12 protein-coding genes are annotated in these 16,727 nt (G+C 30.0%); 10 read left to right on the top strand and 2 right to left on the bottom strand.

Going from position 1 to position 16,727, the window contains the following annotated elements; all coding sequences use genetic code 11:
* Position 1: 1 nt before the first annotated feature.
* The 6 genes from essA to T369_RS0105810 are packed head-to-tail and all read left to right on the top strand — an operon-like array spanning position 2 to position 9,226.
* Positions 2-460, top strand: a complete 459-nt coding sequence (gene essA, locus T369_RS0105835) for a type VII secretion protein EssA (RefSeq protein WP_031552961.1) — start codon at positions 2-4, stop codon at positions 458-460.
* Positions 460-714, top strand: a complete 255-nt coding sequence (locus tag T369_RS0105830) for a hypothetical protein (protein ID WP_031552958.1) — start codon at positions 460-462, stop codon at positions 712-714. The genes essA and T369_RS0105830 overlap by 1 nt, the downstream gene beginning before the upstream one ends.
* A 16-nt stretch (positions 715-730) precedes the next feature.
* A complete protein-coding gene (essB, locus tag T369_RS0105825) occupies positions 731-1,870 on the top strand; it encodes a type VII secretion protein EssB (protein WP_051618977.1) in 1,140 nt (379 codons plus the stop codon).
* 18 nt (positions 1,871-1,888) lie between these two features.
* Positions 1,889-6,277, top strand: a complete 4,389-nt coding sequence (gene essC, locus T369_RS0105820) for a type VII secretion protein EssC (protein WP_031552952.1) — start codon at positions 1,889-1,891, stop codon at positions 6,275-6,277.
* A 55-nt stretch (positions 6,278-6,332) separates the two neighbouring features.
* Positions 6,333-6,641 (top strand): DUF1310 family protein, encoded by a 309-nt coding sequence (locus T369_RS0105815; protein WP_051618976.1) that lies wholly within the window; start codon positions 6,333-6,335, stop codon positions 6,639-6,641.
* Positions 6,642-6,670: 29 nt separating this feature from the next.
* Positions 6,671-9,226, top strand: coding sequence for an esterase/lipase family protein (locus tag T369_RS0105810; RefSeq protein WP_031552946.1), 2,556 nt, complete (start codon positions 6,671-6,673; stop codon positions 9,224-9,226).
* Positions 9,227-9,268: 42 nt separating this feature from the next.
* Here the strand turns inward: T369_RS0105810 and T369_RS0105805 are convergent, their stop codons facing one another.
* Positions 9,269-10,984: an ABC transporter ATP-binding protein gene (locus tag T369_RS0105805; RefSeq protein WP_031552943.1), complete on the bottom strand. Its 1,716-nt coding sequence runs from the start codon at positions 10,982-10,984 to the stop codon at positions 9,269-9,271.
* Positions 10,985-11,129: 145 nt separating this feature from the next.
* Entirely contained in the window at positions 11,130-12,107 is a 978-nt protein-coding gene (locus tag T369_RS0105800) for an acyltransferase family protein (protein WP_031552940.1), read from the bottom strand.
* Between the two features lie 269 nt (positions 12,108-12,376).
* On the opposite strand from T369_RS0105800, the gene dltA reads away from it, so the two are divergent.
* Genes dltA through dltD form a run of 4 tightly spaced genes read left to right on the top strand, consistent with a single transcriptional unit; the run spans position 12,377 to position 16,468 of the window.
* The gene (gene dltA, locus T369_RS0105795) at positions 12,377-13,879 is read left to right on the top strand and encodes a D-alanine--poly(phosphoribitol) ligase subunit DltA (protein ID WP_031552936.1); all 1,503 of its coding nucleotides are present in this window, start codon (positions 12,377-12,379) and stop codon (positions 13,877-13,879) included.
* A 1-nt stretch (position 13,880) separates the two neighbouring features.
* Positions 13,881-15,038 carry a D-alanyl-lipoteichoic acid biosynthesis protein DltB gene (gene dltB, locus T369_RS0105790; protein WP_031552934.1) on the top strand — a complete coding sequence of 386 codons (1,158 nt, stop codon included), beginning with the start codon at positions 13,881-13,883 and terminating at the stop codon, positions 15,036-15,038.
* 23 nt (positions 15,039-15,061) lie between these two features.
* Positions 15,062-15,295: a D-alanine--poly(phosphoribitol) ligase subunit DltC gene (dltC, locus tag T369_RS0105785; protein WP_006363929.1), complete on the top strand. Its 234-nt coding sequence runs from the start codon at positions 15,062-15,064 to the stop codon at positions 15,293-15,295.
* Between the two features lie 6 nt (positions 15,296-15,301).
* Entirely contained in the window at positions 15,302-16,468 is a 1,167-nt protein-coding gene (gene dltD / locus T369_RS0105780) for a D-alanyl-lipoteichoic acid biosynthesis protein DltD (RefSeq protein WP_031552931.1), read from the top strand.
* Positions 16,469-16,727: the final 259 nt, after the last annotated feature.

The following is a 16,727-nucleotide window of genomic DNA, read 5'->3' as shown; positions in this document are numbered from 1 at the left end:
GATGAAAAAAGTATTTGTAATAATTTTTATGTTAACAAGTGCTGTATCTTTTAATCAAGTTGCAAAAGCAGAAGATGGATCATTAAAAATTGATGCTGAAACTAAAAAAAATAATAAAACTGAAGATTATTATTTTGAACAGGAGACCGAGCTATCCAAATTATTTAATGATGCGGTAACAAAAAATATTTCACAAATAAAGGAGGAAGAGTCTGTATCTTATAATAAAGATAAGGCTCTTATCTTCGATACTGAGATGAAAAAAGAATCTGTAGCGGATAATTACACAAAACATTTGTTTTTACTTAATGAAAGCAAACTTGATAGGGAGAAATCAAAAATAGCACTGAAAAGTAAAGAAGAAGCGGTAAATTGGAATATGATATTATTGCTTATTGCTGGTTTTATAATAATGATGGTATCTGTTTATAGGGGAGTATTTAGGAAGAGAGGTCAATAATGAATACAGAATATATTGATATAAGTTTAGATTTTAGAAAATATATAGATAAGGTAGTTGATATAAGAGTACCTAATAATATGACTGTAAAAGAATTATTGAAGATTATTGTAGAGTCTTATGGACTACCACTTGAAATTAAAAATCCAAGTATAAGAGTAGAAAATTTTAATGTTATACTAACGGGCTTTAGTTTTTTATATAGTTCACAGTATGTAAGAAATGGAAGTTTATTAGTAGTAGAGAAATTATAGAAAAATGGAGGGGACCATGGAGTATACTGTTGAACTTGAAAAAGAAGAAATAAAAGGTAATAAGGAAATTGCATATATTTTATTGAAGTCAAAAGTTCCTTATTTTGTGGATACTGATGTAAAAGTAGAAGAAAGTACTGTCAGTATAACGAGTATTATAAAAGAAAGTTATACAGATTTTGATTATGTTAAGACATTAATCTTAGAAGAAAAACTACGTTATCTTATTAATTTATCAGAAGTATATACAGGTGTAGAAAATACAAATTATACATATAATTTTGATACAAATTCTGTAGTTTTCACAAGAGATGGATTACCGTTACTAGTGCATAGAGGAATAGTGAATCAAGTCTATCCTTATGAGAAAATAACATACGATAAGTTTTTACAAATATATAAAGCTATGAGTGTAGCGTTATTAGATGATAAGGCAGATTACGAAAAATTAGTAAATGGTGGTTTAGAATTTTATAAAGGTAATTTATTAGGTGAGTATATCTCTAACTTAAATACTTTAGATGAAGTAGTTGAAAAATTCTCAGAAGAGTATAAAGAAGAAAAAGCTAAAAACTTAGAGAACTATTCTAGAATTACAAAGAAAAGGATGAATTTCTTAAAATTTGGTTTCATTAGTACTGCTGCTCTTGCAGTAATATTAGGTGGAACAGTAGGTTATATGTCTTTTGTGACAGTTGGTAATAAAAATAAGCTGTTAGATATTAGACTTTCATTTATTAATAAAGACTATTCTAATGTAATAAAAACTAGTGAAAAAGTAGATAGTAAGTCATTAAGCCAAGATGATAAATATATAGTGGCATACTCAGTTATTCAGTCAGAGCCGCTAAGTGCTAAACAAAAAGAGCAATTATTAAAAATTAACAATCAATCTAATTCAGATTATTTACGCTACTGGGTTCTAATTGGACAAGCTAAAATAGATGAAGCTATTGATGTAGCTAGCTTCTTAGATGATCCACAGTTATTAATGTATGGATTAACTAAAAAAATAGATGAGGTTCAACGTGACCCTAACCTTTCTTCAGAGAAGAGAACGGAGCAGCTAAACAATTATAAGACTAAATTAGAAGAGCTTAAGAAAAAATATGTTCCTACTGATGAAAATGCAGATAAGAAAAGTGATAAAAAATAAGTAAGGTGGTGAAACTATATGAATGTATATATTATGTATAAAGATAATAATTTCACATTATACCCTGGTAGAAAATATGTTGTTGGGGGCACAGATACATGTGATATTTATTTAGAAGAACTACCTGAAAAAGTTGATGTAAAAGTAAAAAAAGATGTAGTAATAATTGATGGTAAAGAATATTCTTTTGGTTCGTATAATGTAAAAGTAAATCAAGTAGTATTTAAATTAGTTATACTAAAACCTGAGAAATACTATTTAGTTAATAAAAATAACATTTTTATCGGTCAAAAAGATGATGCAGATATTTGTATTGAAAATAGTAATTTAGATATGCTAATTAGCTATGATGAAGGAACTAAGATTATAACAAATGGTTCATTTTACTTGAATGGTGAAAGGAAAAAAGATTCTGCACCGCTAAAAGAATATGATGTTTTAGTATTTGAAGAAGGATTAAGTATTGTTATCTTAAATAAATCATTAGCATTAGCAAGTAACTTTAACGTCAGTACTAATTTAATAGTTTTTGAACAAGATGAACAAGAAGACAGAGCGAAAGAATTTCATCGTTCACCAAGGATTATTCTTCGAGAACCTACGGATAGAATAATTATAGGAACACCTCCAACTGAAGAGGATCCAACTCGTCAATCACTACTAAGACTATTATTAATGCCTGCTTCGATGATTTTATTTACGGTGTTAATATACATATACTCATCTAGTGGAGCGATGATGATTATGATGTTTGGTATGTCTGTAGTTACTATTATCACATCATTACATGGATATGTATCAGACAAGAAAAATTACAAAGAGCGCCAAATTAAAAAGGTTCAAGATTATAAAGAATATCTTCAAGGAAAATATATTGAATTAGCAAAATATGCTGAAGAACAAAAACAATCTTTAACTTATCATTATCCAGATGTTTCTAATATATTAAGCATGGCAAAAAATGTCGATAGAAGAATCTACGAAAAAACACCTTATTATTTCGACTTCTTAACTTATAAGTTAGGAAAAGGTGAAGTGGAACCTAGTTTTAACGTTGAATATAATAAGTCTGAAACGACAAAGGTTAAGGTTGAAGTAGACCAAGATATAAATAACTTATTGGATTATTATAAAGTTATTAAAGATGTTGCGGTAAAAAACGATATTCACGTACCTATGGGATATATTGGAACTAGAAGAGTAGTTATTGAACAGGTTCAACAGTTAATAATGCAGATAGCTGCTTTCCAAAGTTATCACGATGTTCAATTTATAACTATTTTTAGAGAAGAAGAAAAACAACTGTGGGAGTGGAGTAAATGGCTACCTCACAATAAAATAAAGGCTTTTAATAGTCGTGGGTTTGTATATGATCAAAGAACTCGTGACCAACTGCTTACATCTCTTTATCAAATTATTAAAGATAGAAAATTAGATGCAAGTCAAAAATCAGAAGGAAACAAAGAAAAAGTTTATATTCCGCATTATGTAGTTATTATTACTGATTTAACATTACTACTTGGACATAATATTATGGAGCATATTTACGAAGATTTAACTGGTATAGGTATTAGTTTTATCTTTGTAGATGAGGTAATTGAGAGTCTACCAGAACATGTAAAAACTGTAGTGGACTATCGTAGTGAAAAGAAAGCAACATTAATACTTCAAAAAGGAGAGTTTGTTGATAAAATCTTTGAACCACTACCACCTATAAGCTTAGCGGAAAAAGAAAGCTTCGCAAGAAACTTAGCAGGTATTAATCATGAGGAAACATTAAGAAACTCTATCCCGAACTCTATAACATTTTTAGAAATGTATGGTGTTTCTAAGGTAGAAGATTTAAATATGTTAGATCGTTGGAGAATAAATGAGACGTATCAAACTATGGCAGTACCTCTAGGTGTAAGAGGCCGAGATGATTTATTATATCTAAACCTTCATGAAAAAGCCCACGGACCTCACGGATTAATAGCGGGGACTACAGGGTCAGGGAAGTCAGAATTAGTCCAATCTTATATTTTATCGCTAGCGGTAAATTACCACCCTTATGAAGTAGCATTCTTACTAATTGACTATAAAGGTGGAGGTATGGCTAACTTATTCGCCGACTTACCTCACTTAGTTGGAACTATTACCAACTTAGATGCTAACCAAGCAAATCGTGCCTTAGTATCTATTAAGGCAGAGCTTAAAAAACGTCAAAGAATCTTTGCACAATATGATGTTAACCATATTAATCAATATACTAAGCTATTTAAACAAGGTGAAGTATCAGAACCACTTCCGCACTTATTTATAATAAGTGATGAGTTCGCAGAGTTGAAACAAGAACAACCAGACTTTATGCAAGAGTTAGTTTCAACAGCGCGTATCGGACGTTCATTAGGGATACACTTAATACTAGCTACACAAAAACCTAGTGGGGTAGTAAATGACCAAATTTGGTCGAACTCTAAGTTTAAAATAGCGTTGAAAGTGCAAGATGTAGCGGATTCTCGTGAGATAATTAAAACTCCGGATGCTGCGCAAATTACACAATCTGGTCGTGCTTATCTTCAAGTTGGGAATAATGAAATATATGAATTATTCCAAAGTGCTTGGAGTGGAGCTGACTATATTAAAGATGGTGAAGAAGATAGCAACAGAGATTTAACAATCTATGAAATAATGGAAAATGGTCAGTATAATCCAATTAATAAAGATTTAAGTGGATTATCAAATACAAAAGAAGTTAAAACAGTACCAACTGAATTGGATATAGTTGTTGAAGAAGCTAAACAAATATTTGAAAAAACTGGCTTAGATAAAGTAGCTAGCCCATGGTTGCCACCATTAGAAGAGAAAATATTCGCTAGTGACTTACAAAACACTGACTTTAGAGAATATTGGAATAATGAGAAAGAAAATGAGAATGTTCTAATAGGATATCAAGATATTCCAGAAAAACAAGAACAATCACCATTAATCTTCGATATGAAAAATATCGGTCATATACTACTAGTTTCAAGTCCAGGGTTTGGTAAATCAACATTCTTACAAAATATGGCTATCGATTTAATGAGGAAAAATACTCCAGAGCAAGTCCACTGTTACTTATATGACTTTGGTACTAGTGGATTAGTATCGCTTAGTGATTTTCCGCATGTGGCAGATTACTTTATTTTAGATGAAAACGAAAAAATAATGAAATCTGTTCGTAGATTAAATGAAGAAATTAAACGACGTAAGAAAATATTATCAGAAGCTAGAGTAGTTAACTTAAATCAATACAACCAAGTCGCCGAAGAAAAAATTCCATCTATATATCTTTTTATAGATAGTTATGATGGTATGGCAGAAACTAAATATGCAGATGCATTTAACGATATGTTAAGTACGGTAGCAAGGGATGGGGTTTCTCTTGGAATGTATCTTGTAGTTACTTTATCTAGGGTAAATGCGATGAGATTACAATTACAAGCTAACTTCAAAACTAAGATATCATTATTCTTATTCGATAATAGTGATTTATCGGCAATTGTTGGACGTTCTAATATTCCTTTAGAGGAAATTAAAGGGCGAGCGGTTGTTAAGTTTGATGAGATTATTCATTTCCAAGTTGCACAACCGTATAAATACGATAGCTATGTAGATTATATAGAACAAGTTAAACAAGAAGCTAAAGATATGGCAGAGCATTGGAATGGTGATTGTCCAAAATCAATCCCAATGTTACCTGAAAAAATCACTATTAAGACAGTGGAAGAAAGAGAACCATTTATTAATAAAAATAATAACTTCGTGCTGGGATTATATAATGAGACTGGCGAATTAGCTCAGTTTACACTAGATAAGTCAATCTTATTAGCATCGGATAATCCATTATCAGTAGAGAAGTACTATGATTTATTTGATTATAATATTGATCGAATTCAGGATGATTACAATGTTATACTATTAGATCCAACGGAGAAAGTATTACATTCTCAGTTAAATGGAGCAAGACGTTATGTAAGTAGCACGGATATTTCTGAAACGGTAAATAATATTATATATGATCTGAAAAAACGTATAGATAATCCAGAAGGAAATTATTCTAAGTGGATAATTGTTATTCCAGATATTGTTTCAGTATTTAGAAGTGCAGGAGTTTTAGAACAAGACTTCAAGTTATTCGTTAAAGAAGGTGGTAGATACGGTATAACACCAGTGTTTATTGGATATCACCAAGAATTAATTGCAAGTTATGATAGTATAACAAAACTGACAAAACAAGTAGTAGAGCAAGTGTATATTGGTATGCGTATTTCTGATCAAGACCATACACGATATACATTTATATCTAATGAACCTTATACAAAAGTTCCGGAAGGATTCATTCTAGAAAGACAAAATTACTATTCTGTACAAATTATAGAAAAATAATGAATTATAGGTAGTTTAAAGTATAAGGGCAAGCGTGGAGACAGGAGGTAAACACATGCAAGCTGAAGACATTAAATTAACATTAAAACAAATTGTTGAGAGCAAGGAAGTAAAAGATCTTTCTGAACAATTATTTAAAAGGCTAGATGAAGCGGCACTAACACCTAATGGGAAGATTAAAACATATAAGATAGATGAGAGTGTTTTAAAGATAAATCCTATGGGTGGAATTAGCTTAAGATTTATTATTAACGACGATGAAGATATAGTCTTAGGAACAGTGCTTAATTTATTTTCTGAGGAGAAAGGCTTAGAGTTTGGTGCTCTTAGTCGCTCTCCGGAGTTTAATAAATTAATAGGTTAATTGTGTCAGAATAGTTTGGAGGGGAAAGAATGGCTCAATATACAGATAAAGAAAATGTAGAAATAGCTCAACAGGAATATGAAAATCATAAAGTTGGGTATTCATTAGAAACATCAGGTAGTGGAAAATATGTAGGAACATTATCAGATGCTAATAACAATCGTACAAACAATGGAGAACAAATATATACTTATACTAAAACTTCTACAGGAAGAGAGGCAGTACCGCCAACAGCTTCTGCAGAAGAACGTGCTCAAGTAAAAGAAATAACAATAATGTATCAAGGATCAGCAAGTCCATCTAATCTTGTAACTAATTCTGGAGAATTTGTTAAGGATTGGGTTTTTAATGACGCACCAGAGTTTTTTAATATTATAAAAGGACAAGCAACTGGGGAACCTGGTAAAGCACCTGGCCAACTAGAAGCCTCTGCGGCGTATTTGAAAGAAATGATGGAGAAATATCCAAATGCCAAGATAAATTTATATGGACATTCACTTGGTTCTATGGATGTACAGTATGCAATTGCTAATGTTAAAGACCATAATAGAATAAATTCGGTAAATATTTATCAAGGTCCTAATATTTATCCTACTTTAACTCCAGAACAAAAGGCCAATGTTAGTGCTTTATATAGTAAAACTAATAACTACATAGACTCTAACGATATTATAGGGTTAGGGTATTTCAAAGGTCAAGGAACTGTAGGTAAGGTATATAAATTTAATGGATATAATATGCCGTTGAGTGAAGCTGATAATAGAAGATTTGATGAAGTTTTTCCTGGTTTATCAAATTTCAGATCAGGTTTAGAATTTATAGATAAAATACCTGGACTTAATTTAGCTACTAGTGGTGTTAAGATGAATATAACTCATATGTGGGGTGGCTACAGATTCGATAAAGATGGAAATTTAATAGATGCAAACTCTAATCAAGTGCAAGGTTGGGAATCTCCTGATACAGAGAAACTAATTAAAGTCACTAAAAGTGAGGGTGAAGCTGAAGTAATAAATAGTGAGAATGGACTATTTGTTGATGTCGATCATGATGGTAAGCTAGATGCACAATTCGGTAAAGATAGGCTGATGATTAGTTCTTTAGTTCCTCATGCAGATGGGGCAACTGAGATTGTTATAAATTATGAAAATATGTCTGGTTTAGCCGCTAATCTAAATGACTTGTTAGTAGATATCGCCCAAATTCGTAATCTTCTAACGGTTTCTGAATCAACTAATAGTAATGTTGAATCTAGAAAAGCTCAACGTACTCAAACTTTAGAACAATCGATAGTTAGTTATTTAGAACAAATACAATTAATTCAGAGTATAAAAGATCTAGAAAATTTTTATACAAAAATAGATGACAAAAAATCAGTATTTCAAAAAATTGTAGACTATAATACATATCAATTTTCTAGACAGTTTGACTGGTTTTGGGGTAGTGGAAGTAAAGAGTGGTGTCATAAAGATGGTAGCCATTGGGATTATCATGGAGTAACAAACAAATTACAAACTTTAATAAATTCAACATCGGAACTAAATGGTAGCTTAGCAAGTCTTACTACTGATAGTAACAAAAGTTCTAACAGTGCGCCTCCTGGAGGTCAGTTAGTAGTGATGTCTACGAAAACAACATTAGCAAAACAAGGAGAGGCGACAATAAATAGCTTTAAAGGAGATATAGAAAAAACTTTTAAAGGTGAAAATATTCGTTCTAAATTTGAAGATGGTATTGCTAATCCTATTCGTGATGTAATGGCTGTAGAATTAGATAATATTAATAAAATGGAACAATGTATTGTTAGTATGAGAGATAGTGTATTAGCTGTGGCAAATAGTCATCAACAAAACGATACAACAATCGAACAAAATTGGCGTTCAAATACTGATGTTATGGGGAACTATCAGGTAGGATCAGTCCCTACAGATTTTGATACTTTTGTTAAACAATCTGATCTTTTTGATGATTTAGAAGCTCTAAAAGCCTTTGATAGTCAAGTAGATAATGCATCAAAAACTTTAGGTGATAAAATGATAACTGCATTTACTACTTATTTAGCAACTGCTAAATCTGCTATATCAAATACATATAGTGGATTAAGTAGCGTTAAGACATCTGGTAGTGCGGTTGAAGATGAATTTCCAACAAATATTTATTATAAACCTAAGGCTAATAAAAAAGCTGATCCAATTTACTATCAAACAGTTGAGGCTAGTATATCTATATCTTCAACTATAAAAGATGCAGTGAAGTTTGTTGGTGATATTGAAGAGGATTATAGTAATACTATCAGAACTATAGCTAGTACAAGTGGAAATATACCGTCTCTAAAAGCACAATTACGAACATATTTAGAAGAAGCTATTTATAACTATGCAACTTTATCTGATGTAGTAGTAGGTCAAAAAGCAATTGGTACTATTATGAGTAGGATTGCACTTCAAGCTAATGATTTTGCTGAGTTATTAAACAGTAATAGAGGGAAATCTATAGAAGCATTAGATGGAAGAATGCAAGAAATGGGTACAATGGCCACGAATATCTCTACTCTTGTCGAAAAATGTTTTGGAAATAACGGTTAATAATAAAAAATCTAGAGTTTATCGTAACTCTAGATTTTTTTATTATTTTCCAAATTGAGCATAGTATAGTTCTGCATAGTGACCATTTTTTTCTAATAGTTCTTTGTGTGTACCTTGTTCAACTATTCCATCAGGGGTAACTACAATAATACGATCAACATTTTTAATTGTTGCTAGACGGTGAGCGATAACTAATGTAGTTCTACCTTTAGACAGTTCATCAAATGAATTTTGAATAAATTGCTCAGTTTGGGTATCTAAGGCACTAGTTGCTTCATCTAGTATTAGTATAGATGGATTTTTTAAGAATATTCTAGCAATAGATAAGCGTTGTTTTTGACCACCTGATAGTTTAACTCCTCTTTCGCCGATAGGAGTTTCAAGCCCTTCAGGGAACTCTTCAATAACTTCTTTTAATTTTGCAGCCTCTATTGCGCGTTCTACTTCTTCATCACTAGCATCTAATTTACCATAAAGAACATTTTCTCGAATAGTTCCGTTAAATAAGAATACATCTTGTTGAACGGTACCTATTTGGCTTCTAAGTGAGCTTAATGTGTAGTCTTTTATATTGACTCCATCGATAGATATTGAACCTTTTGTGGTATCGTAAAATCGTGGTAGGAGGTTGATTAAAGTAGTTTTACCAGCTCCACTAGGGCCTACAAAAGCGACCATTTCCCCAGCTCTAATCTCAAGGTTGATATTTTCAAGAACTGGACGACCATCATTATATTCAAAAGATACATTATCATAATGAATATTTCCATTAAAGTGTGGTGCCACTTTTGCATTTGGACTATCTACAATAGCTGGTTTTCTAGCTAGTTCTTCATTAAATCTTTTAAATCCTGCGAAACCTTTTGGATACATTTCTACCATTGTATTAATACGTTCAATAGGTTTAACAAAAGTATTCGCTAAAAGTACAAAACCTACTAATTCTCCTGTTGTTAGTTCGCCTTTAATAGTGAAGTAAGCTCCGAATACAAGTGAAGTTAGAGTAATAAGACGCATTAATACATAGTTGAATGAGCTACTAGTAGCCATAGTTTTATAAAATGCAAGTTTATTTTTTCTATAGTTTTGAATCATAACTTCGAATATTTTTTTCTCAAACTCCTCATTAGCAAATGCTTTTACAACACGGATTCCACTTAATGAATTTTCCAATCCAGCATTGAATTCACCAAGTTGCGAATAGATTTTTCTATTAACATTCTTCATTTTTTTGTTAAATATTGATAAACCAATAGCTAAAATTGGTATAAGGATAATTGTTCCTATTGCTAGTTGTTCATGAACATTCCACATAAGAACAAAAGCTCCGCAAATACTCATAACAGTAATAAAAACATCTTCTGGACCGTGGTGGGCCACCTCACTAATATCGAATAGATCGGTAGTAAGTCTACTCATCAGTTCTCCTGTTTTCTTCTCATCGTAGTATTCAAAAGAATGTTTCTGAAGATGTGCGAAAAGTTTTCGGCGCATGTCAGTTTCAATATTAATTCCTAAAGTATGACCAAGATAGACGACAATATAGTTAAGAGTCATACTAAAAAGGTAAAGTGCAAATAATAGAGAACAAACTAATATTATTGTCTTAAAATTACCTGTTGGTAGGACTGTGTCTATAACTTTGTTTACCGCAACAGGAAATAGCAGCTCTAGTACTCCTGATAAAATTGCACAACCAAAGTCGATTGAAAATAATTTTTTATATGGTTTATAATAACTGAAAAATTCTTTTAACATAAATTCTCCTTTCAGATAACCTATAATCTATTGTAATACTATGAAAGAACTATGTAAATACTCTGAAAACAATATCATTAATTATTATAGGGGGAGAGGGGAGATTTTAAAATAAAAAACCACTCTATTTAGAGAGTGGTTTATTTTATGTAAAGATCTGCTTTCTTATTATATTAACAGGGAAGCTAAAGATCTTATTTGATAGAATAACTGTTACAGCTATAGTGGCTATTGAATATGCAATAAAACCAAATGAAAATGAACTAAAGATACTATCAAAATTAATATATGGTTTAAAAGTATAAAATAATAGGTAATGCCAGAAATAGACATTAATAGTATTTTTACCTAGATCGCTAATCCATTTAATTTTTTTTTGAGTTGCCAGTAATATCAAGGATGCACCCAATACCGTTGAGATAATGTAGCAAGCTAGTCTAACTAGGGCTCCATAAGCAATTATGCTGTCCGGGAAGGCGTTTCTTCCTGTAAATATATATCTTAATCCGTATAATGTATCAATTTTGGCAATGCAAATCAGTCCCCATGCTATAAAAATTAGTAGAGCAACTAGTTTAAGTAGAGGATATTTTCTTTTGAATTCTATTATATCGAATGATTTCGTCATTGTACCAAGCATATAAAAAGGGAAGAAAATAATAGCTCTAGATAAATATAGGAAATCGCCTATAGACTTATCGTAACCGACGAAACAAGCTAAGATTATTGAACCAATCAAGAAAAATTTCTTATTTTGATCTCTTAATAAAAACAATGCAAAGGTATATATTGCTAATACAAACATAAACCAAGATAATCCGCCATCAAATAACAAGTTGAAAGTATATTGAGAGTATCCGTTTATGCGGTCCACTAGAAAAGATATTACCTTATATGAAAATCCAAGAGAGACATAAAATAATACCTTTTTCGTTGTATTTCTATCCGAATGGAAATAGCCAGAAATAAATATAAATAATGGCATATGAAATGCATAAATAAAAAGAAATATGCTTGAATAAATCGAAGAATAATCAGTTAATTGATCGGCAAAATGTCCTGCAACCACCAAAGTGATTAAAATAAATTTTAGATTATCCCAGAGTGCTATACGGTTACTCATGTCCGCCTCCTATTGAGAACTACTTTTTATAGTATTAATGTACTTATTATAACAAAGTTTAACAGTTAATACATAAATTTAGTTTAAAAAATGTAAAATTAATATTTATAATGGAAAAATATTTGGTAGTCAGATATGTAATAAACTGCTTATTTATACTAATTAATTCACCTGTTAGCAAAAAAATAATAATATGATAAAAAATACAATGTAATTTTTAACTATCAGTGGTATAATATTAGTTATAAAAAAATTTAAGGAGAGGATTTGTGAGCTTAATTTTTTTTGAAAAACTAGATCAGTATAAAGATAGTTTAAAAGAAGTGTACATTAATAATATATATAAAAATGAAAATCTAACATATAAAACTCTAATTGAGTACTCTGATAAGCTAGCTGTTTATTTAGAAAAAAAATTAGGGAACAATAAAAATCCAATAGTAGTATATGGGCATAAGCATCCATTTATGCTAGTTTTCTTTCTAGCTTGTGTTAAATCAGGAAGAGCTTTTTGTCCAGTTGATATAAATACTCCTCAAGAGAGAGTGGATGAGATAGTTCGTACAGTTGATTCAGAATTAGTATTAGTTACTGAAGATATAGAACTATCTAAAGAAATGTTAAATGTTGAATTAGCGAAAGCAATAATAAATAGCACTGAAGAAAGAATCTCTAAGGAATATTATGTAAAAGGAGAAGATATTTTTTATATAATATTTACATCGGGAAGTACAGGTAAACCAAAAGGTGTTTGTATTACATACAATAACTTGAATAACTTTTTACACTGGTATACAGGTTATTATAATGAAAATGATGAGTTAGTGTTTCTTGGGCATCCTCCATTTTCATTTGATCTTTCGGTAATGTCTTTATGGCCAAGTCTATACTTAGGAGCTTCGTTAGTACAAATAGACAAAAAACACCAAGAAGATTTCAAAGTTATGTTTGAAGAATTAAAAAAATCAAATGCGACGATATGGATCTCAACACCGTCATTTATCGAGATGTGCTTTATTGATAAAAGTTTCAATCAAGAACTAATGCCAAAAGTAAAACAATTTGTTTTCTGCGGAGAAAAACTATTTGCTCAAACGGTAGAAAAGATTCATAAGAATTTCCCAGGAGCACAGGTGATTAATACTTATGGACCTACTGAATCGACAGTAATGGTTACTTGGTTAGAAGTTACTAAAGATATAGTCCAAACATATTATGAGAATCTACCGATAGGTAAGGTTAAATGGGGCTCAAAAGTAGAGTTGAAAAATGTAGATAGTGAAGGCAAAGGTGAAATAGTAATAATTGGAAATACTGTAGCCAAAGGATATTTTAAAAATGAGCAGCTTTCGAAAGAGAAATTTGGTGTAGACGTACTAGATGGAAAAGAAGTAAGAAGCTATTTAACAGGTGATTTAGGTTACTTTAAAGATAATATGCTATTTTGTGAAGGTAGAATAGATTTCCAGGTCAAACTACATGGTCATAGAATAGAGTTGGAAGATATAGATAATAATCTATTAAAAAATAAAAAGATTCGTCAAGCGGCAACTCTGCCTAATTATGAGAATGGTAAAGTAAAATCATTAACAACTTTTATTGTTTATAATGATAATATTGAGAAACGTTTTGAAGTGACAAAAGAAATAAAAAAACAATTAAAAAAACTAGTTCCGGAATATATGGTACCTAAGAAAATTGTATTTTTAGAAGAAATGCCACTTAATAATAATGGTAAAATTGATAAGAAAAAGTTAAAGGAGTTAGTGTAATATGAGTTACTTTGAAGGTAATGAATTTTTCTTTTTCTTAATTCTAGCCTTAGTAATTGGTTTTATAATAAACTATCTAGGGAAAAGAACTGAGTATTATATACTAACACTGTCTGTAATTTTTGCTATAGTAATTTATGGTAAAAAAACATTGATGTTAAGCTATTTAATAGGGTTTATTATTTATCAATATATCTTAGTTTTAATAGCTCATAAAACCCAAAATGCAAAATACTTAAAGATTTTGGTGTTCTTATCTGTAGTTCCATTAATAATAAACAAAGTATTTGCGTTAACACAGTGGCATTTACTTGCGTTTATTGGAATATCATATATGTCTTTTAAGACAATACAGATTATGATTGAAATATCGGATGGCCTAATTAAAGAGAGGATTAGTATAATAGATTACATACAGTTTCTATTATTTTTCCCAACAGTGAGCTCTGGTCCAATAGATAGAAGTCGTAGATTTATGGTAGACATTAAAGAGCGAATGCCGAGAGATGAATATTTAGAACTTGCAGGAGTAGGGGTATACAGAGTAGTATTAGGATTATTATATAAGGTTGTATTATCGACTTATAGTTATCACTACTTAGTAACTCTTCCTAATTTTGGTTCTTTAGAATATTCCATAAAATATATGTATTTATATACATTATATTTATTCTTTGATTTTGCTGGATATAGTTTAATGGCAGTAGGTAGTAGTAATATTCTTGGTATAAAAACGCCGATGAACTTTAATAAACCATTTTTAAGTATAGATATAAAAGATTTTTGGAATAGATGGCATATCACACTTTCAACATGGTTACGAGATTTTGTTTTCTCTAGAGTGTTTATGGAGGCGACAAAGAAGAAAAGGTTTAAAAAGCGATTGAATACTGCAATGTATGCTTATATGGTAAATATGCTTTTAATGGGATTTTGGCATGGTTTGACAATTAGCTATATTGTCTATGGAGCTTACCACGGTATACTTATGGCAGGGTTTGAATATTATCAGAAGAAGAGTAAATTTTATAAGAAAAATAAAAATAAAGCATGGTATAAAGTATGTAGCTGGTTTATAACGATAAACCTAGTAATATTTGGTTTATATATTTTTTCTGGAGAACCATATAAAATATTAATGACTTTATTAAATAAATAATTTATTTAAAGGAGAATAAGAAGATGGTAAAAGAACAAGTATTAGATATGTTAGAAGAAATCTGTGAAGATGATGTAGTTAGAGAAGATTTAGACATAAATATGAAAGAAGAAGGTCTAATGGATTCATTGGCGTTCGTTGAAATGTTGGTAAGAATCGAAGAAATCTTTGGACTAAGTATAGCGCCAACAGAAGTAACATACGAAGAGATAGATACACCAAATAAGGTAATTTCATATATAGAAAATAGGAAATAATAAAAAATGATAAAGTTAAGGGCATTTTTAATATCAATAATTTTGGTATTAATAACACTTTTTATTTTAGATAAAACATATATAAAGAAAATCGAAGATTACTATAAAGTTAATGACAATAGTATGCGTTACAATACATCTTACGAGAAGTATAAAAGTAAGGATATGATATTAGAAAACATGACTCCTAATACAGTGTTGTTATTAGGCTCATCTGAGTTAACAACAACTATTAATGAAGATTTTCATCCTAAGAAGATTTTTAATTATGGAGATTTTAATATTATGCAAGTAGGGGTTGGTAATTCTCAAAATATTATTCATGCTGCTACGCTAGGGTCTATAGGTGATGATGTCAGAAATAACGAGATAGTTATGATACAGTCAATCCAATGGTTCGATAATAAAAATGGAATATTAAAAGATGCATTTTTATCTAGAATATCTGACGAACATGTATACAATACTATGGCTAATGAAAAGATTAGTAAGGAAACTAAAGAGAAGTTTATTAATAGGGTAATTGAACTTTCATCTACTAATAAAGAGATAAATGATAAGTATAAAAGCTATAAACGATACTTTGTAGAAGGTAAGGGTAATGTTATTACAGGAGAATTCCTAAAATTAAATAACTATATACATTCTTTTAAAAATAAATATAGTTTTTATAGAAATAAAGGTAAGGAAAATTATCCAATGAGTGGTGAAAATACACCAAACTATAATTGGGATCAACTAGATGAGCAAGTCACGACTGAAGCTATAGAAAAAACTAATAATAATGACTACCAGATTGATAATACATATTATGATAAATACATAAGAAATAAATATGATCAATTAAAAAATAGTTCAAAAAATACAAAGTATGATGATTCTAAAGAATATGATGACTTAGATATTTTATTATCGATAGTGAAAGACTTAAATATTAAGATGAAATTTGCCATTCTTCCTGCTAATGGGAAGTGGAGTGATTATACTGGGATAGATAGTGAAACGCGTCAAGTCGCTTATAATAAAATAAAAGAAATTGCTCAAAAAAATAATATAGAAGTAATGGATTATTCAAGTAAAGAGTATGAAGAATACTATATGTTTGATGCAATGCATTTAGGTTGGAGAGGATGGATTGATTTTGAAAGAGCTCTTTATAAACTTAAAAAATAAAATTAATGATAAACATAGACTTATATTTTGGACGGCATTTTTCTATATAGTAATTATGGGGATAATAATTTATTGCTTTATGACGGACTTTTCTAATGTTCAAGAATATGTATATAGCGAGTTTTAAAATTTTAAAAAGGATAGTTTTTAAGGAACTATTCTTTTTATTTTTTATTTACTGATATCAACACATAAAATATTGATTTTCTAAATTTTAAGTATTATAATTAGTTGTAGATATTTTTAAAAATGTTCATAT

It is taken from the genome of Gemella sanguinis ATCC 700632 (assembly GCF_000701685.1).
GTDB lineage: Bacteria > Bacillota > Bacilli > Staphylococcales > Gemellaceae > Gemella > Gemella sanguinis.
This window is presented reverse-complemented; position numbering and strand designations above follow the sequence as displayed.

Bases quoted from the DNA above. Each gene is read 5' to 3' on its own strand.
- essA (WP_031552961.1), top strand. From the start codon at position 2: ATGAAAAAAGTATTTGTAATAATTTTTATGTTAACAAGTGCTGTATCT.
- T369_RS0105830 (WP_031552958.1), top strand. From the start codon at position 460: ATGAATACAGAATATATTGATATAAGTTTAGATTTTAGAAAATATATA.
- essB (WP_051618977.1), top strand. From the start codon at position 731: ATGGAGTATACTGTTGAACTTGAAAAAGAAGAAATAAAAGGTAATAAG.
- essC (WP_031552952.1), top strand. From the start codon at position 1,889: ATGAATGTATATATTATGTATAAAGATAATAATTTCACATTATACCCT.
- T369_RS0105815 (WP_051618976.1), top strand. From the start codon at position 6,333: ATGCAAGCTGAAGACATTAAATTAACATTAAAACAAATTGTTGAGAGC.
- T369_RS0105810 (WP_031552946.1), top strand. From the start codon at position 6,671: ATGGCTCAATATACAGATAAAGAAAATGTAGAAATAGCTCAACAGGAA.
- T369_RS0105805 (WP_031552943.1), bottom strand. From the start codon at position 10,984: ATGTTAAAAGAATTTTTCAGTTATTATAAACCATATAAAAAATTATTT.
- T369_RS0105800 (WP_031552940.1), bottom strand. From the start codon at position 12,107: ATGAGTAACCGTATAGCACTCTGGGATAATCTAAAATTTATTTTAATC.
- dltB (WP_031552934.1), top strand. From the start codon at position 13,881: ATGAGTTACTTTGAAGGTAATGAATTTTTCTTTTTCTTAATTCTAGCC.
- dltC (WP_006363929.1), top strand. From the start codon at position 15,062: ATGGTAAAAGAACAAGTATTAGATATGTTAGAAGAAATCTGTGAAGAT.
- dltD (WP_031552931.1), top strand. From the start codon at position 15,302: ATGATAAAGTTAAGGGCATTTTTAATATCAATAATTTTGGTATTAATA.